This is a genomic window from Curtobacterium sp. 22159 (genome assembly GCF_052045775.1).
GTDB lineage: Bacteria > Actinomycetota > Actinomycetes > Actinomycetales > Microbacteriaceae > Curtobacterium.
In genome coordinates, this window is the sequence record NZ_JBQEPN010000003.1 from 271,186 (window position 1) to 295,320 (window position 24,135).

Here is a 24,135-nt window from a genome sequence, read left to right on the forward strand (position 1 = left end):
GTCGGCCGGAGACTACTCCTGGAGGCGCGGTGCGGGTGACGGACGTCGGGTACCGACACCGCGCCTCCAGGTCGGCCACCGGACCCGCTAGCGTGGTCCGCATGGGGACGACGGCGGGGTGGTCGAGGCTGCCGGTGGGGCGACGGGAACACCGTCAGGACGTCGTCCTGGCGCTCGTGCTCGCAGCCGGGCTCGCCGTGACGACGACGCTCTCGGGCTCCGCCGGCACCTACGGCGACGACCAGGCCGCCTGGTGGGTGTCCGCGGCCTTCGTCGTGGCGAACGCGGCACCGATCGCCTTCCGTCGTCGCTGGCCGATGACCGTCGCGGTCGTGTCCGCGCTGGCGTTCACGGCCACGCAGCTCCTGCACGTGCCCGAGGTCCTCCTCATCAACTTCACGCTGTTCATCGCGCTCTACACGGTCGGTGCCTGGTGCTCGGACCGCATCCGGGCCGAGGTCGTCCGGTGGGTCGTCATCGGCGGGATGTTCGCGTGGCTGTTCCTCGCGATCGCGTTCGGCTGGGCGGTCCCGAGCGCGCTGCCGGAACGGGACGGCAGCCTCATCCCACCCGTCATCGCCCTCTCGTTGCTCAACGTCCTCATCAACGTGATCTACTTCGGTGCCGCCTGGTACGCCGGGAACCGCGCGTGGGCGTCCGCCGTCGCCCGACACCAGCTCGACGAGCGGACCGCGGAACTCGCAGCCGAACGCGAGCGCAACGCCGCCCAGGCCGTGACGATCGAACGCGTCCGGATCGCCCGGGAGCTGCACGACGTCGTCGCCCACCACGTGTCCCTCATGGGGGTGCAGGCCGGTGCCGCCCGGCGCGTCATCGGCCGCGACCCGGACCAGGCGACCGCGTCCCTCGGCGTGGTCGAGGAGAGCGCCCGCACCGCGGTCGAGGAGCTGCGCCGGATGCTCGGCACCCTCCGCTCGGACGAGCACGACACCGGCGCGGACCAGGCCACTGACGGCTCGGGCGAGGGTCGCCGGGACGCTCCGAGCACCGAGGGGCTCGGGCGCATCCGTGAGCTCGCGGACGCCGCCCGGACCGCCGGACACCCGACGGCGTTCGTGATCGTCGGAGTGGAACGGGACGTCCCGCCGACCGTGTCCGCGGTGGCGTACCGAGTCGTGCAGGAGGCCGTGACGAACGTCCTGAAGCACGCCGGACCTGCAGCTCGGGCCGATGTCCGGGTCCGGTACCTCGCGGACGGCGTCGAGGTCGAGGTCACCGACGACGGCCGCGGCGAGGCCGGAGCGGGGCGCCGGGTGAACGACGCGACGGGCAGCGGGCTCGGACACGTCGGCATGCGCGAACGGGTGGCCGCGGTCGGTGGCCGCATCGAGATCGGGCCACGCGCCCGGGGAGGGTACCTGGTGCGGGCATGGCTGCCGACGACCTGACGATCGTGCTCGCGGACGACCAGGACCTCGTCCGGGCAGGGCTCCGTGTCATCCTCGAGTCCGAGCCCGGCTTCCGGGTGGTCGCCGAAGCCGCGGACGGCGCCCGGGCGGTCGACGCCGTCCGCACACACCGTCCGCAGGTCGTCTGCCTCGACGTGCAGATGCCGGGCGTCGACGGGCTCGAGGCGGCGCGGCGCATCGCGGCGCTCCCCGACCCGCCCGCCGTGCTGGTCCTGACGACGTTCGACCACGACGACGCCCTGTTCCAGGCGCTCGAGGCGGGTGCGAGCGGCTTCCTGCTGAAGAACGCCTCCCCCGAACGGCTGATCGACGCCGTCCGCACGGTCGCTGCCGGCGACGCGCTGCTCGCCCCGGACGTGACCCGGCGTGTGATCCGACGGGCGACGGAGCACCCGGCGCTGCGCTCCGCGGTCGCCGGTGCCGACGCGATCGCCGCCGCCGGGCTCACCGACCGCGAGGCCGAGGTCCTGCGGCTGCTCTCCCGGGGCTGCAGCAACGCCGAGATCGCCGCCACCCTGTTCGTCGGTGAGGCCACCGTGAAGACGCACGTGTCGAACGTGCTCCAGAAGCTCGGGCTGCGCGACCGCATCCAGGCCGTGGTCTGGGCGTTCGAGCACGGCGTCGCCGGTCCCCAGGCCTGACCGCGGGCCACCCGCGCTCCCCCGGAAGGCGGAGGGCGGACGCCGGGGAGACCCGTCCGTCGCGGGAGGTGCCGGGCCCGCACGTCCCCGTAGCGTCGAGGCAGGCGGCGGGACCGCCACGAGAGGGGAACGAGATGCTCACCATCGACGGGGTGACGAAGCACTACGGCGACCGCCGGGTGCTCGACGACGTGACGTTCACGGTCGGCGACGGACGCCTGACCGGGTTCGTCGGCGGGAACGGCGCCGGCAAGACGACCACCATGCGGATCCTGCTCGGCGTCCTGCAGGCCGACGCGGGCACGGTCTCGATCGACGGCACCCCGGTCGGTCCGGCCGACCGCCGCCGTTTCGGGTACATGCCCGAGGAACGCGGCCTCTACCCGAAGATGCCGGTGGCCGAGCAGATCACGTACTTCGCCCGGCTGCACGGCGTCGGGAAGGCCACCGCCGCCGCACGGACCGCCGACCTGCTGGAACGGCTCGGGCTGACGGCGCACGCCGGTGACGCCGTCGAGAAGCTGTCGCTCGGCAACCAGCAGCGTGTGCAGGTCGCCGCGGCGCTGGCGCACGGCCCCGAGGTGCTCGTGCTCGACGAGCCGTTCTCCGGGCTCGACCCGATGGCCGTCGACGTCGTGCTCGCCGTGCTGCGCGAGGCTGCGGGGGACGGCGCGCCGGTCCTCTTCTCGAGCCACCAGCTGGACGTGGTCGAGCGACTCTGCGACGACGTCGTCGTGATCGCCGACGGGACCATCCGCGCTGCCGGGCCACAGGACGAGTTGCGGAAGCAGGCCGGACCGAGCGCGTGGGAGCTCCTCGTGGACGGCGACGTCGCGTGGCTCCGTGACGAGCCCGGCGTCATCGTCCGTGCGTTCGACGGCGGCTACGCGGTGTTCGAGGCCGACGGCGTCACCGCCCAGCGCGTGCTGCAGCGCGCGGTGCAGCACGGCACGGTCGGGTCGTTCGCGCCGAGGGTCCCCCGGCTCAGCGAGGTCTTCCGCGAGGTGGTCCGGTGAACGGCTCGTTCGCTGCGTCCGTGCAGCTCGTCGCCGTCCGCGAGGTCCAGGCGCGGCTCCGCAGCAAGGCGTTCGTCGTGTCCGCGTGCATCCTCGTCCTCATGGTCGTCGCGTCGATCGTCGTCGGCGGGATCGTCGGGAAGGCCACCGCCGGCGACACCACACCCGTGGCCGTCGCGGACGGGGTGTCGCTCCCGACCACGACCGGCCTCGACGTGACGCACACGTCCACCGCGAAGGAGGCGGAGCGACTCGTGCGGAGCGGCGACGTCGATGCGGCCGTGGTGCCGTCCGACGATCCGCTGGGGTACGCCGTCGTCGGCCTGCACGACGCCCCGACGGACGTCGTCCAGGCGCTCAGTGCCTCCCCCCGCGTCGACCTGCTCGACCCGGACGCGATCCCCGGTGGGCTCGTGTACCTCGTCGCGCTGGCGTTCGGGGTGGTCTACTTCGCATCCGCGGTGACGTTCGGCCAGTCGATCGCGCAGAGCGTCGTCGAGGAGAAGTCCACCCGTGTCGTCGAGATCCTCATGGCGGCGATCCCGGCCCGGGCCCTGCTCGCCGGCAAGGTCATCGGCAACAGCGTGATGGCGTTCGCGCAGATCGTCGCGGTCGCCATCGCCGCGGCCGTCGCCCTGGCCGTCACCGGGCAGGACAACATGTTCACCGTGCTCGGGCCGAGCATGCTGTGGTTCGTCGGGTTCTTCGCGATCGGGTTCGTGCTCATCGCCGCACTGTTCGCGGCCGCGGCGGTGCTCGTGTCCCGCCAGGAGGACGTCGGCAGCGTGACCACCCCGGTGATGATGCTCGTGATGATCCCGTACGTGCTGATCATCGTCGCGTACGACGACCCGACGATCCTCGGCGTGATGTCGTACGTGCCGTTCAGCGCTCCGATCGGGATGCCGATGCGCATCTTCCTCGGGACCGCCGAGTGGTGGGAGCCCGTGCTGTCCCTCGTCGTCGTCGCCGTGTCCGTCGTCCTGGTCGTGCTCGTCGGGGCGCGGGTCTACGAGAACGCCCTGCTCCGGACCGGCGGACGGGTCAAGCTGACGGAGGCGTTGCGGGGCTGACGCCGTCGGCTCGGACGGGAGGCGCGGTGCACCGCGCCTCCAGTCCGTCCGTCAGCCCGGGAACGCGCGCAACGCGCGCTCGACGACGGCCGCCAGCTCGCCGCGGCTCGCGCCGCTGCTCGCCTGCACGGCGAGCCCGGCGGACACGGTCACCACGTACTTCGTGAGTTCCTCGGGATCCTCGTCGGCGGGCAGGTCGCCTGCCTCGTGCGCTGCGCGGAACCGGTCGGCGATGCGCCGCTCCCCACCGGCTCGGCTCTCCTCGAGGAACGCCACGATCCGCCGGTCGTCGCCCCCGCCGGCGAGGCCGCCCTGGATCGACAGACAACCAGCGGGCCGGCCAGGGTTGGTGACCGCCGCCACGTTGCTCCGCAGGTAGTGCTCGGCGACCGCGCGCGCCGTGGGCTCGGCCAGAGCGTCGGAGACGTAGGCCATCTCGACCTCGGCGTAGCGGTCCAGCGCCTTCCGGAAGGTGGCCTCCTTGTTGCCGAACGCCGCGTAGAGGCTCGGGCGGTTGATGCCCATCGCCGTCGTCAGGTCCTCGAGGCTGGTCCCTGCGTACCCCTGGCGCCAGAAGACCTCGACCGCGTTGTCGAGTGCCGCGTCGGCATCGAAGCCCCTGGGGCGTCCTCGTGTCGCCATCCTGCTCCTCCGATCTGTACCGATCAGACCAGAATACTCGCACTCAGCCTTTTCATACCCATCGGTACAGATTTGACAACACCCCGCAAGCGGTCTACGTTCCTTTCTGTACCGATTGGTACCTAAATGCTCCACTCGGAGCCGGAGAGAGGAACGATCATGGGTGACTTCACGGGGACCACAGCACTCGTCACCGGCGGGACGTCGGGCATCGGCCTGGCCGTCGTCCGCCGGCTCGTCGCGGAGGGCGCGCACGTCGTCGTGACGGGACGCCGCCCGCAGGCGCTCGACGCCGTGGCGGAGGAACTCGGAGACGCGGTGACGCCCGTCCGCGGCGACGTGGCAGTGCCCGCCGACGTCGAGCGGGTGTTCGAGGCCGTGCGCGAGCGCGGGAGCCGTCTCGACCTCGTCTTCGCCAACGCGGGCGGCGGCGAGTTCGCACCCCTCGGACAGATCAGTTGGGACCACTACACGACGACCTTCAACGCGAACGTCGGCGGGGTGATCAACACGGTGCAGGGCGCCCTCCCGCACCTCGGGAAGGGTTCGGCGATCGTGCTCACCGGTTCCAACATCGACGTCAAGGGGAACCCCGCGTTCAGCGTCTACGCCGCGACGAAGGCCGCGGTGCGCTCGCTCGCCCGGAGCTGGGCAGCGGAACTCGTCGAGCGCGGTGTCCGCGTGAACGTGGTCGCACCGGGTCCGATCGGCACGCCCGGACTGTCCGGCCTCGCCGGGAGCCCGGAGGATGCCGAAGCGCTGCTCGGCGGCCTCGCCTCCGGTGTGCCGATGCAGCGCCTCGGCACCGAGGACGAGGTGGCGGACGCGGTCCTGTTCCTCGGCTCACCGCGCAGCAGCTACGTCACCGGCGCGGAGCTGTACGTCGACGGAGGCGCGAGCCAGGTCTGACCGGGGCCGTCAGTGCTGGACTGAGAAGAGGTCGCCGGGCTGGCACCCGAGCGCGTCGCAGAGCGCGGTGAGGGTGGAGAAACGGATCGCCCTCGCCCGGTTGTTCTTCAGCACGGAGAGGTTCACGACGGTCACCCCGACCCGGTTCGCGAGTTCGGTCAGGGTCATCCCGCGTGCGGCCAGCAGGTCGTCGAGGTGGCACACGACCGCGTGACCGTCCTCCTCCGGCGGCATCAGACCAGCCCGGCCTGGTCGCGCACCATGCGCTGCGACGCGGTGAGCGCGAACCGGAAGCAGACCACCACGAGCAGCCCGATGTAGATCGGCAACCACATCGGCTCGGCGACCGGTTCCGGCAGCCTGCCGTGCCAGCCGAGGCCGGACACCACCCAGTTCCAGCCGAGGTGTCGGACGAAGGCCGGAACGACCCCGAGGAGCACGACGGTGACGCCGAGGAGATCGAGGATGCGGGGCATGGAGGCGTCGAACAAGCGCCCCCTGCTGATCCGGAGGGCGATCCACCCGACGACGGCGATGAGGGCCACGACGAGCAGGGCCCCAGCGGCGTCCCCGATCCGGATGGCCGTGACCGCCCCGGCAGGGACGTCCGCCGTCCGGACCTGCAGCAGCATCTGGGCGGCGCGCACCGTCGCGCCGCCCGGGGGCTGCGGGACGTCGGCGGTCGCATCCACCCGGACCGGCACCTCGACGACGCCCGAGCGCACCGACGCCAGCAGGTCACCGAGGTAGGCGCCGACGACGACCACGATGCCGAGGGCGCACAGCGCGACGTAGCCGATGAACGAGTTCCGCCCACGGGGTGGGTCGTACACGGGTGTGGTCATGATCTGTCTCCCCTGTCGATCTTCGTTACCATCGATCTTCGATAACAACGATAAACGATAACGCGGGACGAGGACAAGAGCACACGGAGCCCAGGACCCACGGCGTATCCTGAGCGACGGAAGCAACGACGATTCCGGCCAAGCCCCGTCGTGCCCTCCCCGCGGTCCGGCGGGAACGAACTGCGACCAAGAGCCTCTCGTGTCAGAACACCTCATCGAGTACGTCGCCCGTGACCGCACGGGCATCACCGCCGTCGTGACGCCGACCAGCGTCATCGACGTCGACACCGTGATCCGGAACATCCACGCCGGTCACGCCGGGTACTACGTCGCCGCGGACTCCTGGAAGCGCACACCTGTCCGGAGCATGACGTTCCTCGGTGGTGCGTACCTGTTCGCGAACTGGGACGGCTCGAAGCGGAACATGCTGCACGACCTCGCATTCCGCGCTCCGACCCGGTCGGTCCAGGTGCAAGCCGCGCCTCGGCCGCGCTTCGGGCGTCTCGTCGCGGCACTCTTCGGACGGCGCCGTTCCGCCCGGAACTTAGCCCCACACCGGCCGGGCCGACCCGTGGCGGGACACGATGGAGCAGTGGAGTACGCGGCGGACCGGTGGGTGCAACGACTGCGCGACGGTGTCGTGCCGACACCGTGGCCGGTGATCGTCGGCGGCACGGTGCTGGCGCTCGGCGCTCTCGCGACCCTCGTCGCTGAGCTCAGCACCCCGACGTTCTTCGACCACGTGACCGGGGCGCGAGCTCGGTCCTCAGCGCTGCTGTTCCCGGCCTTCCTCGCCGTGGTCGGGGTCGTCATCGTCATCGGGACCCGGTGGAGCGGTCGGCGTGACCACCGGACCCTCGCCCGGATCCGGGAGAGCGGGAGGCGGTCGGCGTTCTTCCTGCCGGTCGTGACGAGGGGCCGCCGCGCGACCGAGGACCTCCCCCGTCCGCGGCCGGAGATCTGGACGGTCGACGCCGCCGGACTCCACGGGTGGTCGCCCGCCCGGGACGCTCCGGTGATCGACATCGCGTGGTCGGACATCCGCACCATCGACCTGGCGACGCACGACGTCCGCGGCATGCGCGTCGACTACGCACTCTGGCTCGGCCTCACCCACGGCCGCACGCTCGTGATCGGGGCACGCACGACGCTCGGCCGCCCGTTCGAGGCCGGACAGACGAAGCTCGACGTCCTCATGCGGGTGCTGCGTTCGCTGCGGCGCGACCTCCGGCGCTGAGGCTCCGGTCAGCCGTCGTCGCGTCGTGAACGGGTCCGTCGGAACCGCTTCCCGGTCTCCTCGTCCACCGCGACGCTCCCCGTGGGCAGGTTCGAGAAGTCCGGCGCGATGACGGTCGGTTCCGGCCCCGCTCCCGGCGCGTCGAGGACGAGGATCCCGGTCGTCGCGTTCAGTGTCCGTCCGGCGAAGAAGTCCGGCGACCGCACCCACCAGACCACCATCAGGACCGCGCCGATGAGGATCGACCCGACCCCGACCACGGCGACCGCCCCGATGCCGAAGATGGTCACGTCCTTGCCGTCGTCACCCTGCAACCAGTCGGGCTGCGCGAACTGTACGAGGCCGTACACGAAGGTGATGCCGAGCGTCAGGCCGCCCAGCAGGGGGACGACGCCGCGCATGAGGAAGTGCCGGACGCTGGTGAACAGCGTGCGGCGGTACACCCAGACGCACGCGAACCCGGTGAGTCCGTAGTAGAACGCGATCATGAGGCCGACCGAGCCGATCAGCGCCGTGAGCAGGTTCGTCGAGATGACGGTGAACAGCACGTAGAAGCCGATGGACGCGACGCCCATCCCGACGGTCGACCAGGTCGGTGTGAGGAACCGCTTGTGGATACGTGCGAAGTGCGACGGCAGGGCCTTGTAGACCGCCATCGACAACGAGGTCCTCGCCGTCGGCATGATCGTCGTCTGCGTCGACGCGGACGCCGAGGTGAGGATCGAGAAGGACAGCAGGGCCATTGCCGCGTGACCGAGGAACGAGGTCCCGAACAGGGCCGGACCGATCGCGGAGAACACGTCGTCCGCGTTCGCCTGGGAGCCGAGCCCGATGCCCTTCGTCCCGACGCCTGCGAACGCGATCGCCGCGATCGACACGAGCGCGTAGATGACCAGGAGCAGGACCGTGCTGATGACCGCGGCGCGCCCCGGTGTCTTCTCCGGGTCCTTCGTCTCCTCGTTGAGCGAGACGGCCGTGTCCCACCCCCAGTAGATGAAGATCGCGGTGAGCATCGCCGGCGCGATCACGGACCCGAAGTCCATGCCGCTCGGCCACAACCACGACAGGGACGGGACGAGTGACCCCGACACCCCGTTGCCCGTGGCCACCCGGACCAGCGCGACGGCGGCGAACACGACGAGCACGAGCACCTCCACGCCGAGCAGGACGTACTGCATCCGCGCCGACACCTCGACGCCGACGTAGCAGATGACCGTCATCACGGCGATCCAGGCCACGCCCGCGACGGTCGACCAGAGCGTGCTGTCACCGAGGGCGCTGATGGCCGGGTCGTTGGTCACCACGCCGACGAAGGCGTACCCGTACGAGCCCGCGATCTGCGCCAGGTTCGCCATGACGATCACGTCGGCGGCGATGATCCCCCAGCCACCGAGCCACCCCGTCACCGCACCGAACGCCCGCGTCGCCCAGGTGAACGTCGTGCCGCAGTCGGGGTCCTCGCGGTTGAGCTCCTGGTAGGCCACGGCGATCATCCACATCGGGATGAACGCGAGCAGCATGATCGCTGGCGCCTTGACCCCGGCGAGGAGCGCGCCGCCGCTGGCCACGACCAGACCGAGGCTCGCGGCGAGACTGTACGCCGGCGCCGTGGAGGAGATGCCCATCACGACGCTGCCGACCAACCCGATGGCACCGGGGCGCAGCCCCTTCTCCGCGCCGACCGTCTCGGTCGACACCGTCACGACTCGTCCGTCTCGCATGACCACCACACCTCGTCGGATGGCGAGCGACGGAAACCGTCGCCGTCGCTCCACATCACCGTGGATACGCGCACTGAAACTATCCCCAGACGACGCTTTCCGCACCTGTCTGTGTCAATCTTGATCGAGTCCCGAGAGGAGCACCAGCATGGAGGTGACCGACGTCGTCGTCATCGGAGCAGGAGTCGCCGGACTCACCGCGGCGCGACTGCTCACCGATGCGGGGCGTCGCGTCGTCGTGCTCGAGGCCCGGGACCGCATCGGCGGACGTGTCCACACGGACCGGAGCGACGGACACGCGGTGGACCTCGGGGCGTCGTGGATCCACGGGATCGACGGCAGCGCGGTCGCCGACGCTGCCCGGGCGTTCGGCATGCGCACCGTCGAGTTCACCGTCGGCGGCTACCAGGTCGACGGCCGGCCGATCGCGTACCACGGCCCGGACGGTGCACGCCTCGACGACGACGCCGTCCGGCGGTTCGCGGCCGACGTGCACACGGTCGACCGGGCGCTCGTGGGGGCAATCGAACGATCGGGGGCGTCCGACACGTACCGCGACGTGGTCGAGCGGGTCCTCTCGGAGCAGGGCTGGAGCGCCGAGCGGGCCGAACGGGTCCGCGAGCACCTCGAGCACCGGAGCGAGGAGCAGTACGGGGTGCCCGGTGACGAGCTCGCGGCGCACGGGCTCGACGACGACACGATCGACGGTGACGAGGTCGTGTTCCCGGACGGGTACGACGCGCTGCCCGCACACCTGGCCACCGGGCTGGACGTCCGACTCGAGCACGTCGTCCGGTCCGTCCGCCACGACGACGACGGCGTGACCGCGACGAGCGACCGCGGACCGTTCCGCGCGGCCTCCGTGATCGTCACCGTGCCGGTCGGGGTCCTGCACTCCGGCGTCCTCGCCTTCGACCCGCCGCTGCCCGCACGACACCGTGCGGCGCTCGGGCGGCTCCGCATGAACGCCTTCGAGAAGGTCGTCCTGCGCTTCCCCGAGCGGTTCTGGGGCGACGACGTCTACGCCGTCCGGCAGCTCGGGCCCGAGGGGCGGTGGTGGCACTCGTGGTACGACCTGACGCGGCTCGACGGCGTGCCCACCCTGCTCACGTTCGCGGCCGGACCCGCGGCGCGGGCGATCCGCGGGTGGAGCAACGACGAGGTCGCCCGGTCCGTGCTCGAGCAGTTGCGGCGGCTGTTCGGCGCGCGGGTGGGCGCCCCGACCTCGGTGACGGTGACCGCGTGGCAGGACGACCCCTGGTCGCGCGGGTCCTACGCGCACATGCTGCCGGGGTCGACGACGAGGGACCACGACGACCTCGCGCGTCCGATCGGTGGCCGGGTGCACCTGGCGGGCGAGGCGACGTGGACCGACGACCCGGCGACGGTGGCGGGCGCGCTCTCCTCCGGTCACCGGGCGGCCGTCGCGGTGCTCGGACGGGACGTGCCGGTCGAACGGCTCTGGGCAGACCCGGGCCACGACTGAACGGCTGCGCTCGCTGGTGATCGCTGCACGGACGCCGTGGCGACGCGGTCAGGCGCTCGTCGCGGTCGCCGTCACGTCACTGATCCGCAGGCCGGTCTCGACGAGCCGCTCGACGGCGGGCGTCGACCGTCCCGCCGGCCATCCGAGGACCGTCGTCGCGATGGGCGCGTCGAGCACCGGTACCGCGACGTGCTCGGGCCACTGCCACGCGCGGCTCGACCGGGGGATGACGAGCAGCGTGCGGCCGAGCGCGACGAGCTGCGCCAGCTGGGCCTGGGAGTGGACCTCCGGACCCGGCCCCGGCGGGTAGGTCCAGTCGGCGAGCGGCCACCGTGCCATCGGCAGGTCCGGCACCGACGAGACCTCCGCCATCGTCAGGGACCGCCGGCGAGCGAGCGGGTGCACCGCCGGCACGATCGCGACCTGCGGTTCGGAGTACAGGTCGACGGACTCGATGCCGGCGAAGTCGTCGAAGGGCCGGTGCATCACGGCGACGTCGGCCGTGCCGTCGAGCAGCAGCCCCGCTTGTTCGCCGATCTCGCAGAGCTCGACGTCGATCGGGGTGCTGCCGTCCTCGGCCGCGTGCGCGTCGAGCAGGGCCTGCAGGAACTCGTGCGACGAACCCGCCTTCGTCGCGAGCACGAGGCGCCGGACGGGCGCTCCGGCACGACGGGCTCGGCGCACCGCCGCCCGGACGCCGTCGAGTGCGGCCGGTGCGTCGCGGAGCAGCGTCGCCCCCGCCGGCGTGAGGCGGACGCCGCGACGGTCCCGGTCGAACAACCGCACCCCGATCCGCTCCTCGAGCTGCCGGATCGCCCGCGACAACGGCGGCTGCGCCATGCCGAGCCGGAGCGCCGCGCGTCCGAAGTGCAGTTCCTCCGCGACGGCGACGAAGTAGCGCAGCTCACGGGTCTCGACGTCGTCCACACCAGGACCATACGTCCGGTGATGCCGGAGCGGTATCACCGCGGACCCGATCGGTGTTGGACGCCGTCCGGTTGCCGGACGGACGATCGACCCATGGAGAACGACGTGACGACCGCGCTGGTGACCGGCGCGAACAAGGGAATCGGGTACGCGATCGCCGAGGGCCTCGGTGCTCGCGGGATGCGGGTGCTCGTGGGGGCGCGGAACGACGCGAGCCGTGACGCCGCCGTCGAACGGCTGCGCGCATCGGGCGTCGACGCCCACGGGGTGCGGATCGACGTGACGGACGACGCGAGCGTCGCGGCGGCCGCGACCGACGTCGAGGCGCGGTTCGGGCGGCTCGACGTGCTCGTGAACAACGCCGGCATCTCCGGCCCGTTCGACCCCGTGACCTGGACGCAGGACCCGACGACGCTCGACCTCGACGTGGTCCGCGAGGTCGTCGACGTGAACGTCTACGGCGTGGTCCGGGTGACGAACGCGATGCTCCCGCTGCTCCGGCGCTCCCCCGCGCCGCGCATCGTGAACGCGTCGAGCAGCATGGGTTCGCTCGGACGGCAGCCCGGTCCGATCATGGCCGCCTACTCCCCCTCGAAGACGTTCCTCAACGGGATCACGACGCAGTACGCACGGGCGTTCGAGGACACGCCGGTCATCATCAACGCGGCGTGCCCGGGACTGGTCGCGACGGACTTCAACGGCTTCGCGGGCGACCGGACGGCGACGCAGGGCGCGGCGACCGCCGTCCGACTGGCCACGTTGCCGGACGACGGTCCCCGAGGCGGCTTCTTCGAGGACGCGGGCGTCGTTCCCTGGTGACGACGGACCGGACTGGAGGCCCTGCACACGTTCCGCGCCCTGCCCACGTGCGCAGCGCCTCCAGTCCGGCCCCGGTCCGGCCACCGACGGCCGGGCGGCCGGTGGCACCCGTCCGCGCTACCGCACCGACTTGATCGGGAGGACCGCGAGCGCGCCGAAGACCACCGCGATGCCGGCGCCCCAGAGCATGAGCGTGTAGTTCTCACCCGTGCCGCCGACGCCGAGCAGCCAGAGGCCGACCGCCGGGGCGAGCGACTGCGGCAGCGCGTTGGCGATGTTGATCACGCCGAGGTCCTTGCCCGGGCGGTCGGCGTTCGGCAGGACGTCGACCACCAGGGCGGTGTCGATCGCGGTGTAGACGCCGTACGCGAAGCCCATGATGACCTCAGCGACGTAGAAGGTCCCGACGGAGTCGGCGTGCGCGAGGATGACGAGGCCGACGGCGGTGAGCAGGGTCGAGCTCCAGACGAAGACCTTCCGACGCGCGATGCGGTCCGACGCCCACCCGGAGACGGCGGCCGCGGCCATGAGCGCGATCGTGTACAGGAGCACACCGAACGCGACGGCCGAGACGGCTGCCCCCTCCTCCAGGCCGAGGTGCTTCTGCATGTACAGGAGCCGGTACGTCGTGAACATGAACGTGCCGAAGGTGATGAGGAAGCGGCCCCACCAGGCGAAACCGAAGTCCGGGTTCGTGATCGGGTTGGTCCAGAACGACGAGACGAGGTTGAGCCAGGTGAACTTCTTGAGCCGGTAGGTCGGCAGCTCGTCCTTCGCGACGACGCAGTAGACCAGGATGAGGACGATCGCCAGGACGCCCGGGGCGATGAACAGCACCGGGATGTTGCCGACCAGGTACACGGCGAGGTAGATGCCCGCGAGGATCGCGACGTTCTGCGCGAGGGCGATGACGCTCGATGCCTTGCCACGCTGGAACTCGGGGACGTTGTCCGCGAACGACGCCGTGAGCGTCGCGAGGACCGCGTTCGCCGACACCTGCGCGACGAGCCAGCCGAGCGTCAACTGGAGCTGGTCGTCCGCGACGGCGAGCCACACGAGGGCGGCGACGAAGACGACCAGGCCGCCGACCATCCAGGGGCGACGCCGACCCCAGCGGGTGCGGGTCCGGTCGGACAGCGCACCGGCGAGCGGGTTCGCCAGGAGTGCACCGAACGCGCCGATCGGGAGCACGGCGCCGACGACCACCTCGGGGTGCGCCGGGTTGATCTGGGACGCCTTGAGCGACATGCTCACGAACACCGGGGTGAGCAGGGCGGCGAACAGACCGAACTGCGCGAGGCTCAGCCCCAGAGGTAGCCACCCGTGACCTTCTGCGTGGCGACGGGCTGCGTGATGCCCTCGGCCGTGAACGCCGCGGCTGCGGTGCTCTCCGGCGATGCCGTGGATGCGATGCCGCGTTCTTCGTCCGACGTCGGTGTCGACATGACTCCTCCTCGAGCCATCGGGGGCGCCAGTGCCCACTGAATACCTAGTGCTGGTAGGTGATCGGGACTGTAGCAGCAGAAACCGACTCGCGAAAGGTTTTGTTCGGGAGTCCCTCCAGCGGCGCGATCCGGCGAGCGACGGGGAACCCCGCAGCGCGGCGCCTAGGCTGAGTCCGTGGACACAGCGCGCGAGGAGTTGTTGGCGCTCGTCCGCCCCGGCGCCCCCTCGCTCGTGCCGAACTCGTCGGTGCCCGCGGCATCGCGTCGCGCCGCGGTCCTCATCCTGTTCGGGCCGCTCGACGGCGTCCCCGCCGCACGGGCTACGGGCGCCCCCGTGACGCGGGACCTCGACGTCCTGCTGCTCGCCCGCGCCACGACGCTCCGCGCCCACCCCGGCGAGGTCGCGTTCCCCGGCGGACGGATCGACCCGGGGGACGCGGACGCGGTCGCCGCAGCGCTCCGCGAAGCGAACGAGGAGACCGGGCTGGACCCCGCGGGCGTGGACGTCCTCGGAGCGCTCGAACCGGTGCCGCTCGCGTTCTCACGACACCTCGTCACGCCCGTGCTCGGGTGGTGGCGCGCCTCCTCCCCGGTGCGGGTCGTGGACGAAGCGGAATCGGCCGACGTCTTCCGCGCACCGGTGGCCGACCTGGTCGACCCCGCGCACCGTGGCGTGACGGTGGTCCGCCGCGACGGTCGGGAGTGGCGCGGACCGGCGTTCACCATCGACACCGGCGCCGGGACGCACGTCGCCTGGGGGTTCACCGCGATGCTGCTCGACGCCCTGTTCGAGCGCCTCGGTTGGGCGGAACCGTGGGACCGGGAGCGTGTGCTCCCGCTGCCCGGCCGCCGTCCCTGACGACGTGCTCGACCGGCGAGGACGGACACCGCGTACCCGACAGCGGCGCTGTCCCGTACTGTTCGGGTGTGCGCACCGGACCCCGTGACTGGTTCCTCTCGCGGGACGAGCGAGGCAACCTCGCTACCGACGTGCACTCCGGCGCGCGTGCGGCGGGCAGCTCCGATGCCGCCGCGGCCACCAACGCCCTCGCGTGGTCCGAGGGCAACCTCGTCCGCCCGTTGGTCCACGGCGCTCCCTACTTCGACCGCATCCACGCCGAACTGTCCGCGCTCGGCCCCGGCGACCGGGTGTGGTTCACCGACTGGCGGGGCGACGCCGACGAACGGATGCTGCCGGACGGCCCGACGATCGGGGACCTGCTCGCCGACCGTGCCCGCGCGGGCGTCGAGGTGCGCGGACTCATCTGGCGCTCACACGGCGAACGGGTCTCGGCATCGATCAGCGCCCGGTCGAACGAACTGCTCGGCCGGAAGATCAACGACGCCGGCGGCGAGGTGCTCCTCGACCAGCGGGTCCGCATGTTCGGGTCGCACCACCAGAAGTTCTTCGTCATCCAGCACCGCGACGACCCGTCCCGCGACGTGGCCTTCGTCGGCGGCATCGACCTGTGCCACAGCCGTCGGGACGACGCCGACCACCACGGCGACCCGCAGCCGGTGTCGATCGACGCCCGCTACGGGAAGCGCCCGGCCTGGCACGACGCGTCGACGGAACTGCGCGGACCGGTGGTGGCCGACGTCCTCGCGGTGTTCGCGGAGCGGTGGGACGACCCGCACCCGCTCGACCGGAGCCTGCCGTACCGGATGCTCCTGCAGCGTCTCGCGCACATGCCGCGTCGCCCGGAGCCGCTGCCGGAGCGCACCCCGCCGCCCCCGCCCGCCGGTGACCACGCCGTCCAGCTCCTGCGCACCTACGGCGTGAAGCACCCGCCGTTCCCGTTCGCACCCGAGGGTGAGCGAAGCATCGCCCGGGCCTACGCGAAGGCGTTCGGCCGCGCCCGGTCCCTGCTGTACATCGAGGACCAGTACCTCTGGTCACGGGAGGTCGCGAGCGGCATCGCGGAGGCACTCGAGCGGAACCGGGACCTCCGCGTGATCGTGCTCGTGCCGCGGTACCCGAACTCGGACGATGCCCTCGGTGGGCCGCCCGCGCGCCTGGGACAGATCGAGGCGATCCGGACCCTCCGTCGGACCGCCCCCGACCGGGTGGGCGTCTTCGACCTCGAGCACGAGTCCGGCCGACCGATCTACATCCACGCGAAGGTCTGCATCGTGGACGACGAGTGGTTCACGATCGGCTCGGACAACTTCAACCGCCGGTCGTGGACCTCCGACAGCGAGCTCACCTGCGCCGTGGTGGACACGTCGGACGGTGACGGCTCCCTGGCGCGGGACCTGCGCCACGAGCTCTGGGCCGAGCACCTGGCGACGACGACCGACGACGAACGGCTCGACGGCACGGGCGCGGAACTCCTCGCCCGGTGGCGGTCACAGGCCCGGGCGCTCGACCACTGGTACGAGGACGGTCAGCACGGGCCTCGGCCGGCGGGCAGGGTCCGGCAGCACGAGCCGGAGCCGGTCTCGGCGCTCCAGCGTCTGTGGGCGCGCCCGCTGGCGCGGCTCGCGGTGGATCCCGACGGTCGACCACACCGGTCGCGCGGCTCGACCCGGTTCTGACCGCCCCGCCCGCGGGTTGCCATCCGCGAGCGGCCTCACCGGTGGTCTGGGGGCACCCGGCGGCCACGCTCGTCGTCCTGGTCCTCGGGTCCTGCTGGACGGTCGTACGGCGCCGTCGCCGTCGCCGTGGCTGGCCCGCCGCGCTCGCGACCCTCGTCGGCGTGGTGGTCGTGTTCCTGGCGGCCGTCGTCACGATCCAGGTCGCGAGCGGCGGACACCTGCTGTAGCGGCCACCCGCGACGCACCGACGGGCCGGGAGGACGGGACGCCCGGCGCCCCGTTCCCCCGGCCCGTGTCGGCTCGGGCTTCCCGACTACCCGAGCCGGCTCCGACGACGCCGGACGACCACGACCGCCCCGGCGAGCGCCGCGCCGGCCGCGACGAGCACCCCGGCGACGAGGCCCCAGCGGACCGGGTCCACGTCACTGCCGGTGTACGCCAGGCCGTCCCAGCTGCCCGGGTCGGCAGGTGCCCGACCGGCGTCGGCCGCGGGCCGGGCCAGCACCCGGAACGCCGCGGTCACGGCGACGTCCGAGCTGGTGCCGAGCGCGACGACCTCGTGCACGCCGGGGGTGGCCGCCGTCGGCACGGCGAAGGTGCCGGAGACGATCCCGTCGGCGTTCGCCGTGGCCGTCCCGAGGGCGATCGGCGTGCTGTGCAGCGTCAGGCCCACGTGCTCGCCCGCCGCGAAGCCGCTGCCGCTGAAGCCGACGACGGTGCCCTCGGTGCCGGAGGCCGCCAGCAGGTGGAACTCGGGCGACCAGTGCCCGTGACCACCACCGGTGCCGCCACCGTGGCCGCCGCCGGAGCCGGGCGTGACGACCCGGAACGTGGCGCTGGCGACGGTCTGCGACTGCGCACCGAGCGCGGACACCGCGTGGTTCCCGGGTCGGCCCGGCGCCCGCACGTCGAACGCGAGCCGACCGGACGCGTCCGCCGTCACCGGCACCCGCACGGCGGAGCCGTCCAGGCTGACCGCGACCGACTCGCCGTGGGCGAAGCCGGCGCCGGTGACGTGCACCGCGCCTCCAGGCCGGACACCGGACCCCGCGGAGGTCGTGAGCGACGTGTGCCAGACCGGCGCCGCGGCGATCTCGACCGGGGTGCGCACGCTGGCGCTCCCCGTGCTGTCGTCGACCGTCACCACCGCGGTGACCTTGCCGGCCGCCGTGTAGGTGTGCTTCCCGGTGACGGTCGCGGTGCCGTTCGCGACGGTCACCGTGGCCTGCTCGAGCGGCGTGCCGTCACCCCAGTTGACCGTGGCGGTCGTGGTGCCGGTGCCGATCGCGCCTCCCGTCGCGGTCGCGAGGGTGCCGGTGACCTGCTTGCCGGCGGTCCCCGTCAGCGTCGCGCCCGGCGTCGCCGCGAGCGGTGCCACGGGCACGCGGGTGCCGTTCGTGGCGATCGCGAAGACGTGGATGCGACCCTGGCCGGTCGGGGTGCCGACCGCTGCGGGCAGGGTGATCGAGACCGCCTGCTTGCCCGCCGGGACCGTGAACACCGGTGTGGCGAAGATGCCCGCCTTCGTGGTGTCCGACCCGTTCACGCCCACGGTGCGGTGGTCGCTCGTCGCGACGAGCGTGTCACCGAACTGCGGTGCGGCCACCGAGGCGGTCCAGTCGCCGAACGCGATCGGGAGCACGTCGGTGCTGCCGTCCGCGTAGGTGACGGTGCCCTGCAGCTGCTGCCCGCGCTCGTTGGCGGTGCCGACGAGCGACAGCTCGGTGATGCCGGTGCCGGTCGGCACGGGGATGGTCTGCCCGTCGTTCGTGGCGTTGTCGGGGTCACCCGGGGTGACCGCCGGCAGGTCGAACGTCAGGTCCGTACCGGGGACCGCGTTGGACCGCCCCTGGACGAAGCCGTCGGCGGCGAGCGCCGACCGCGAGAACCCGCGGCCCTCGAAGTCGCAGTTCCCCGCCTGGCCCGGGTCACCCAGGCAGACGTTGTCGAAGGCGCCCTGGAGGCTCGGTGCGGTCCGCGAGACCATCACCGGCACGTCGGTGCTCGCCATCGCCGTGCCGGAGCGGACGACGACGTGGACCGTGTGCGCACCGGCGGTGGCGAACACGTGGTCGCCGGGGACCTCCCACGCGCCGAGCGCCGACTTCGTCGGCGTCACCGCCTTCGGCCCCGCGCCGTCCTGCCAGTCGACCGTCACCGTGTAGTCGGACGCCGAGGTGCCCGGCCCGGTGATCGCCGCGAGGTTCCCGGTGAAGGGCTTCCCGACCTCGGCCGTGAGTCCCGGCGTCGCGGTGACCGAGAACGCGGCGGTCGTGGCTCCGCTGTCGGCGAGCAGTTCGAACTCACCGATGCTCGGCGCCTTCCCGGTGTCCGTGCCGGTCACCGAGAGTCGGTAGTACGACAGGGCGGCCGGGTGCGCGATCGTGAACGGACGGGTCTGCAGGGGTGCGGTGAAGCCTGCCTTCGGCACCGTGGACAGCGGGACCCACGTGGTGCCGTCGCTGGAGCCCTCGAGCTTCCACGACGTCGGTCGGGTGCCGCTGGAGGCGGTCGTGAGCGTGTACTGGTCCACGGTCACCGGCCCCTGCGCCGACTTCCAGGTGATCGCCGGGGTGGCGGTGCCGAAGGTCGTCGCGGTGAGGGACTCGTCGTCGGTCAGCGCGCCGGTGGCGGTGCCGTCGTCGCTCGTCGTCTCGCCGTACCCGGTGGTCGTCGCGTCGACGAGGGGCTTCGGTGCCTCGGCAGGGGTGTCGAGCCCGTCGGCGCCCTGCGTCTTCCCGTTGCCCCACGTGGACGGCTGCGACCCCATGGTGAAGTCGAGCGAGCCGCCCTTCGCGATGTCGGCCTGCGACACCACTGCGCGGTCGAGCGGCTTCCCGTTCAACGAGGCCGACTGGACGTACACGTTCGACGCGCTGTTGCCCGCCGCGTCGATCTGCAGGTCACCGCCGTCGAGGTGGACGGTCGCCTTCGAGAACAGCGGGGACCCGATCGTGTACTGGCCGGAGCCCTGCGCCAGCGGGTAGAAGCCGAGCGCGGAGAACACGAACCACGACGACATCTCGCCGTTGTCCTCGTCGCCGGTGTAGCCCTGCCCGATGTCACTGCCGACGAACAGGCGCCGCGTGCTCTCCCGGACGACCTGCTGCGTGAGGGACGGATCCCCGGCTGCGGCGGCGATGTACGGGATGTGGTGCGAGACCTGGTTGCTCATGCCGAGCTGCCCGATCCGGACCGAGCGCGCCTCGAGCATCTCGTGGATCTGGCCGCCGTACGAGCCGACGTCCTCGGCCGTCTCCGGGGTGGCGTAGAACTCCTTGAGCTTGGCGATGAGCTGGTCGTCACCGCCGTACAGCCCTGCCAGGCCCTGCACGTCGAAGGGCGCGTGGAAGGCGAAGTTCCACCCGTCGCTCTCGGTGAAGGCACCACCCCACTCGGCGGGGTCGAAGTCCTTCGCGGCGACCTGGAAGGAACCGTTCGCGTCGCGCCCCTGGAAGAACCCGGCGTCGGCGTCGAACAGGTTGACGTAGTCCTTCGAGCGGTCGGCGAGGTACGCAGCGTCGGCCTTGAGCTCGTCGACGCGGTCCGCCGGCGTGGCCGGGTCGGTCGCGAGCTTCTCGGCCATCTTCGCGAGACCGTAGTCGTTGATCGTGCCCTCGAGACCCCACGAGACGCTCTCGCCGAGCGAGTCGGGGACGTACCCGAGGAAGGCGGACTGGTCGAGCGCCTTGCGACCGGCTCCGGAGACGTTCGACACGGTGGTGGCGTTCTGGAACCCGGCGTCGAACGCGTCGAGGGCCGTCTTCGTGTCCACCGCGCCGTCGACGTAGGCGTTCGCGAACGCCACGTCCGAGCTGGTGCCCGTCATGAGGTCGGCGTAGCCCGGGGACGACCACCGCGGCGTCCACCCGCCGTCGCGGTACTGCTGCACGAACCCGTCGACGAGCTCCTGCGCCACCTTCGGGTAGAGCATCGAGTAGAGCGGCCACACGGTGCGGTACGTGTCCCAGAACCCGTTGTTGACGTACACCTTGCCGTCCTTGACGACGGCGTTCGTGGTCGTGTCCGTCGCGGTGCCGGTCGGGGTCACGTTCGGGCTGGCGTGCCGGTAGACGGGCGACCCGGCGGAACCGGTGTTCTCGAACTGCGAGTTCGGGTAGAGGTTCATCCGGTAGAGCGAGCCGTAGAGGGCCTGCAGCTGCGAGTCGCTCGCTGCCGACTGCGGCACCGTGACGACGCCGAGCCGGTCGTTCCACTGTGAGGCCGCGGCCTGCTGCACCTGGTCGAACGTCTTGCCGGTGAGCTCGAGGGCGGCGTTGTGCCGTGCCTGGTCGAGCGAGATGAACGAGGTCGCGAGCCGGAGTTCGACGACGTGGTCGCCGGTCAGTCCGGTGAACGACGCGTACCGGGCGCTGCTGCGGTCGCCCGCCGCGGTGCCGGTCGTCGTCGGTGCGTGGTCGAACGTGCCGGTGAAGAACATCCGGGTGGCACCGACGGAGAGGCCGGAGCCGCCCTGGGTCCAGCCGGAGACCTCGCCGTCCGATCCCACCGTGACCGACGTCTTCTCGTCCGAGCCGACGTTGTCGAAGACGACGCTGCCGCTGTCCTGCGGGAACGCGAACCGGAGGACGGCGCCGTGGTCGCTCGGCGTCACCTCGGCGACGAGCCCGGACTGGGTCTTCACCGAGTAGAGGTCCGGTCGGGCCACCTCGTCGTTGTGGTCGAACGCCAGGGCGCGTGCCGAGAGGGATGCGTTCGGGGTCGATCCGGAGTTCGACGGCATGATCGCGAGTTGGTCGCGGTCACCCATCCAGGGGCTCGGCTCGTGGGAGACGCCGAGCGCCTGCAGTTGCGGGAGGTTGGCGCCGTTGTTGTCCGACTGCCACGAGTACTCCCACGACTCGCTCGACGCGTTCGTCATCGGGGTCCAGAAGTTGAACCCGTTCGGCACGGCCGCTGCGGGGATGTTGTTGCCCCGCGAGAAGCTGCCGGACGAGTTCGTCCCGCGGCGGGTGTCCACGTAGTTCGTGAGGCTGCTGCCGTCGATGCGTTCGGCGGCCGGGTCGATGCGGATGTCATCGACCCACCCCTGGAACTTCGTCGCGGCGCTGGTGCCCGCGGCGTCGTCGTCGTACGTGAACAGCACCTTGGTGACCGTCTTGCCGGCGAGGGCGCCGAGCGGGATCCGGATGGAGTTCCACTGGTCGGCGAAGAACACCTTCGCGTCACCGAGCGCCTTCGCGGACACCCGGTTGCCGTTCTCGTCGGTGACCTCCGGGTCGGCCGACACGAGGGAGCCGTCGGAGAGCTGCAGGTCGACGGCGGCGTAGGTGGGCGGGTACGTCGTGTCGCCGCCGAGCTCCGGGAAGAGCTTGTAGCTGAGCTCCGTGTCGGCGGTGATCGGCAGTGACACGTCGTCGTACAGCACGTTGGTGGCGCTGGCCTCGCCCGTGGTGACGTGGGCACCGGAGTAGCGGAGCGCCTTCGTCCCGCTGAACCCGACCGTCGAGCGGATGTTGTAGCCCGAGACGGGTCCGTTGCCGACCTGCGTCACCATCGGGCTGGGCGGCGGCGGGGTCGTCGAGCCGTCGGAGATGCTCCAGTCGGCGAGCTGCGTGAGTCCGTCACCGCTGTTCTTCGTGATGGTCAGCCGGTACTGCGAGTACGAACCGGGCGTCGCGGCCGTGTAGTCGTTCGTCTTCCCCCGGCCGGAGAACGCCTGCCCGGACTGCGTGTCCACCGTCGTCCACGTCGATCCGTCGTCCGATCCGGCGAGCGTCCACGCCGCCGGGTCGCGACCGGGCGAGTCGTTCGCACTCGTGAGCGAGTACTTCCGGAGCGTCTCGGCCTGGTCGAGCTGGTACGTGATCACGCCGGTGGGCTGGAACGCCAGCCACTTCGACCCGGCGTTGCCGTCGGCGAGGTTGGCGGCGACCTCGTTCGGCGGGTTCTCCGCGTCGGCAGTGACGTTCGTCACGTGTCCGAGGAGACTGCCGACGGGGAGCGTCGAACCGGTCACCGTCGTGGACGGGGTGAGCGGGGTGTTCGCGAGAGGCTGTGCGTCGCCGCTCTCGAACGAGGTGGTGAAGGCGGAGGGAGCAGCGTGCGCGGGTGCCGCTGCGACCAGGGCGCCGGACGAGGCGATCGCCGCGCCGACCACGACCGCGGTCGCGCGCGTGGCGAACCCGCCGAACGCGCTCCTGATCTCGTGCATGGCCCGGCCGCGCCGGGAGCCGAATGACGTCATCGTCACCTTTCGGGATGGAGGAGGAGGTGACGCCGCGTCGACCATGACAGCGTTGTCACACCCGCTGTTTCTATCCGTTCCGTGTGAACAGTGTCAAGAGGTCCTGAGGATTCCGGACAACCGTACGATGGCGGTGTGAGCAACCCACGCCCGACCCTGCAAGCGGTCGCCGAGCGGTCCGGGGTCAGCATGAAGACCGTCTCCCGTGTCGTCAACGGGGAGCGGTACGTCGCCGCCGACACCGCCGCGCGGGTGCTCGCCGCCGCCGAGGAACTCGGGTTCCGCCCGAACGCGCTCGCCCGGGAGTTCCGCGCCGGTGCCCGTTCCGCGACCATCGGGCTGATCACCGGAGACGTCGCGAACCCCTTCTACTCGCGCATCGCCCGCGGCGCCGAGCACGCGCTCCGCGACCCCGGGTACAGCTTGCTCTCGGCCTCGAACGACGAGGAACCCGCCCGCGAACGCACTCTCGTCACGCAGCTCGTCGACCGGCGTGTCAGCGGCCTGCTCGTGGTCTCCGCCGACGACGACCACGCGCAGCTCGACGAGGAACGCCGACGCGGCACGCCCGTCGTGTTCCTCGACCGCGCGCCCACCGACGTCGACGCCGACACCGTGGTGCTCGACAACGCGGACGGCATGCGCCAGGCGGTCGGGCACCTGCTCGAACGCGGGCACCGGCGCATCGGCCTCGTCGGCGACCTCAGCCGGCTCTCCACGCACCGCGAGCGCATCGACGGCTTCCGCGACGTGATGCGCCAGGCCGTCGGTGGTGACTGGGAACGGTACGTCCGCAGCGGCTCCCACGACGTCCGAGCGGCAGCCGAGGCGACGACGTCGCTCCTCGCCGAGGCGGACCCGCCGACGGCGATCGTCACCACGAACAACCGCATCACCACCGGAGCGCTCGGGGTCCTCGCGGGACGCCCGGACGCGCCCGCCCTGGTCGGGTTCGACGACTTCGACCTGGCCGACGTCCTCGGGATCACGGTGGTCGCGCACGACCCGGACGAGATGGGTCGGGTGGGCGCGGAGGAGCTCCTGGCCCGGATCGGCGGGGACGACGCGCCCGCCCGGCACCACGTGCTGCCGGTCCGGCTGGTGGTGCGGCGCTCCAGCGGGGCACCGGTGACGACCGCGTCCTGACCCGGCAGCCCAGCGGGGCGCCGGTCACGACCGCGTCCTGACGGGGGCGACC

Annotated in this window: 20 protein-coding genes; 12 read left to right on the plus strand and 8 right to left on the minus strand. The window is 71.9% G+C overall.

The window, feature by feature from the left end; genetic code table 11:
- The first annotated feature begins 101 nt into the window (after window positions 1–101).
- From ACTJKO_RS05250 to ACTJKO_RS05265, 4 genes are all read left to right on the plus strand, one after another.
- Window positions 102–1,409 carry a sensor histidine kinase gene (locus ACTJKO_RS05250; protein WP_440686400.1) on the plus strand — a complete coding sequence of 436 codons (1,308 nt, stop codon included), beginning with the start codon at window positions 102–104 and terminating at the stop codon, window positions 1,407–1,409.
- Window positions 1,391–2,071, plus strand: coding sequence for a response regulator (locus ACTJKO_RS05255; protein WP_440686402.1), 681 nt, complete (start codon window positions 1,391–1,393; stop codon window positions 2,069–2,071). Before ACTJKO_RS05250 ends, ACTJKO_RS05255 begins: the two co-directional genes overlap by 19 nt.
- A gap of 134 nt (window positions 2,072–2,205) precedes the next feature.
- The gene (locus ACTJKO_RS05260) at window positions 2,206–3,087 is read left to right on the plus strand and encodes an ABC transporter ATP-binding protein (protein ID WP_440686405.1); all 882 of its coding nucleotides are present in this window, start codon (window positions 2,206–2,208) and stop codon (window positions 3,085–3,087) included.
- Window positions 3,084–4,160, plus strand: coding sequence for an ABC transporter permease (locus tag ACTJKO_RS05265; RefSeq protein WP_440686407.1), 1,077 nt, complete (start codon window positions 3,084–3,086; stop codon window positions 4,158–4,160). Before ACTJKO_RS05260 ends, ACTJKO_RS05265 begins: the two co-directional genes overlap by 4 nt.
- Window positions 4,161–4,211: 51 nt before the next feature.
- Here the strand turns inward: ACTJKO_RS05265 and ACTJKO_RS05270 are convergent, their stop codons facing one another.
- Window positions 4,212–4,802, minus strand: a complete 591-nt coding sequence (locus ACTJKO_RS05270; RefSeq protein WP_440686409.1) for a TetR/AcrR family transcriptional regulator — start codon at window positions 4,800–4,802, stop codon at window positions 4,212–4,214.
- A 159-nt stretch (window positions 4,803–4,961) separates the two neighbouring features.
- On the opposite strand from ACTJKO_RS05270, the gene ACTJKO_RS05275 reads away from it, so the two are divergent.
- Window positions 4,962–5,711, plus strand: a complete 750-nt coding sequence (locus ACTJKO_RS05275; RefSeq protein ID WP_440686411.1) for an SDR family NAD(P)-dependent oxidoreductase — start codon at window positions 4,962–4,964, stop codon at window positions 5,709–5,711.
- 9 nt (window positions 5,712–5,720) lie between these two features.
- On the opposite strand, the gene ACTJKO_RS05280 is transcribed toward ACTJKO_RS05275, so the two are convergent.
- On the minus strand, window positions 5,721–5,945 hold the full coding sequence (locus ACTJKO_RS05280) for a helix-turn-helix domain-containing protein (protein WP_440686413.1): 225 nt from the start codon (window positions 5,943–5,945) through the stop codon (window positions 5,721–5,723).
- Window positions 5,945–6,556 carry a hypothetical protein gene (locus ACTJKO_RS05285; protein WP_440686415.1) on the minus strand — a complete coding sequence of 204 codons (612 nt, stop codon included), beginning with the start codon at window positions 6,554–6,556 and terminating at the stop codon, window positions 5,945–5,947. Before ACTJKO_RS05285 ends, ACTJKO_RS05280 begins: the two co-directional genes overlap by 1 nt.
- Window positions 6,557–6,755: 199 nt before the next feature.
- Between ACTJKO_RS05285 and ACTJKO_RS05290 the strand changes: the two genes are divergently transcribed.
- Window positions 6,756–7,793 (plus strand): hypothetical protein, encoded by a 1,038-nt coding sequence (locus ACTJKO_RS05290; protein ID WP_440686417.1) that lies wholly within the window; start codon window positions 6,756–6,758, stop codon window positions 7,791–7,793.
- A gap of 8 nt (window positions 7,794–7,801) precedes the next feature.
- Here the strand turns inward: ACTJKO_RS05290 and ACTJKO_RS05295 are convergent, their stop codons facing one another.
- Complete coding sequence (locus ACTJKO_RS05295) at window positions 7,802–9,514, minus strand: APC family permease (RefSeq protein ID WP_440686419.1); 1,713 nt, start codon at window positions 9,512–9,514, stop codon at window positions 7,802–7,804.
- 148 nt (window positions 9,515–9,662) lie between these two features.
- Between ACTJKO_RS05295 and ACTJKO_RS05300 the strand changes: the two genes are divergently transcribed.
- The gene (locus ACTJKO_RS05300; protein WP_440686421.1) at window positions 9,663–11,000 is read left to right on the plus strand and encodes a flavin monoamine oxidase family protein; all 1,338 of its coding nucleotides are present in this window, start codon (window positions 9,663–9,665) and stop codon (window positions 10,998–11,000) included.
- A 48-nt stretch (window positions 11,001–11,048) separates the two neighbouring features.
- Here the strand turns inward: ACTJKO_RS05300 and ACTJKO_RS05305 are convergent, their stop codons facing one another.
- Complete coding sequence (locus tag ACTJKO_RS05305; RefSeq protein ID WP_440686423.1) at window positions 11,049–11,927, minus strand: LysR family transcriptional regulator; 879 nt, start codon at window positions 11,925–11,927, stop codon at window positions 11,049–11,051.
- 93 nt (window positions 11,928–12,020) lie between these two features.
- Here ACTJKO_RS05305 and ACTJKO_RS05310 point away from each other — a divergent pair, with 93 nt between their 5' ends.
- Window positions 12,021–12,746 (plus strand): SDR family oxidoreductase, encoded by a 726-nt coding sequence (locus ACTJKO_RS05310; RefSeq protein WP_440686425.1) that lies wholly within the window; start codon window positions 12,021–12,023, stop codon window positions 12,744–12,746.
- Window positions 12,747–12,863: 117 nt separating this feature from the next.
- Here the strand turns inward: ACTJKO_RS05310 and ACTJKO_RS05315 are convergent, their stop codons facing one another.
- Window positions 12,864–13,994 (minus strand): MFS transporter, encoded by a 1,131-nt coding sequence (locus ACTJKO_RS05315; protein WP_440686573.1) that lies wholly within the window; start codon window positions 13,992–13,994, stop codon window positions 12,864–12,866.
- Window positions 13,995–14,047: 53 nt separating this feature from the next.
- On the minus strand, window positions 14,048–14,191 hold the full coding sequence (locus ACTJKO_RS05320) for a hypothetical protein (protein ID WP_440686427.1): 144 nt from the start codon (window positions 14,189–14,191) through the stop codon (window positions 14,048–14,050).
- A 175-nt stretch (window positions 14,192–14,366) separates the two neighbouring features.
- Here ACTJKO_RS05320 and ACTJKO_RS05325 point away from each other — a divergent pair, with 175 nt between their 5' ends.
- The 3 genes from ACTJKO_RS05325 to ACTJKO_RS05335 all read left to right on the plus strand — a co-directional run bounded on the left by ACTJKO_RS05325 (window position 14,367) and on the right by ACTJKO_RS05335 (window position 16,956).
- Entirely contained in the window at window positions 14,367–15,050 is a 684-nt protein-coding gene (locus ACTJKO_RS05325; RefSeq protein WP_440686429.1) for an NUDIX hydrolase, read from the plus strand.
- A 68-nt stretch (window positions 15,051–15,118) separates the two neighbouring features.
- Complete coding sequence (locus ACTJKO_RS05330; protein WP_440686431.1) at window positions 15,119–16,729, plus strand: phospholipase D family protein; 1,611 nt, start codon at window positions 15,119–15,121, stop codon at window positions 16,727–16,729.
- Between the two features lie 41 nt (window positions 16,730–16,770).
- The gene (locus tag ACTJKO_RS05335; protein WP_440686433.1) at window positions 16,771–16,956 is read left to right on the plus strand and encodes a hypothetical protein; all 186 of its coding nucleotides are present in this window, start codon (window positions 16,771–16,773) and stop codon (window positions 16,954–16,956) included.
- Window positions 16,957–17,042: 86 nt separating this feature from the next.
- On the opposite strand, the gene ACTJKO_RS05340 is transcribed toward ACTJKO_RS05335, so the two are convergent.
- Window positions 17,043–22,937 (minus strand): GH92 family glycosyl hydrolase, encoded by a 5,895-nt coding sequence (locus ACTJKO_RS05340; RefSeq protein WP_440686575.1) that lies wholly within the window; start codon window positions 22,935–22,937, stop codon window positions 17,043–17,045.
- A 135-nt stretch (window positions 22,938–23,072) separates the two neighbouring features.
- Here ACTJKO_RS05340 and ACTJKO_RS05345 point away from each other — a divergent pair, with 135 nt between their 5' ends.
- Complete coding sequence (locus ACTJKO_RS05345; protein WP_440686435.1) at window positions 23,073–24,083, plus strand: LacI family DNA-binding transcriptional regulator; 1,011 nt, start codon at window positions 23,073–23,075, stop codon at window positions 24,081–24,083.
- Window positions 24,084–24,135: the final 52 nt, after the last annotated feature.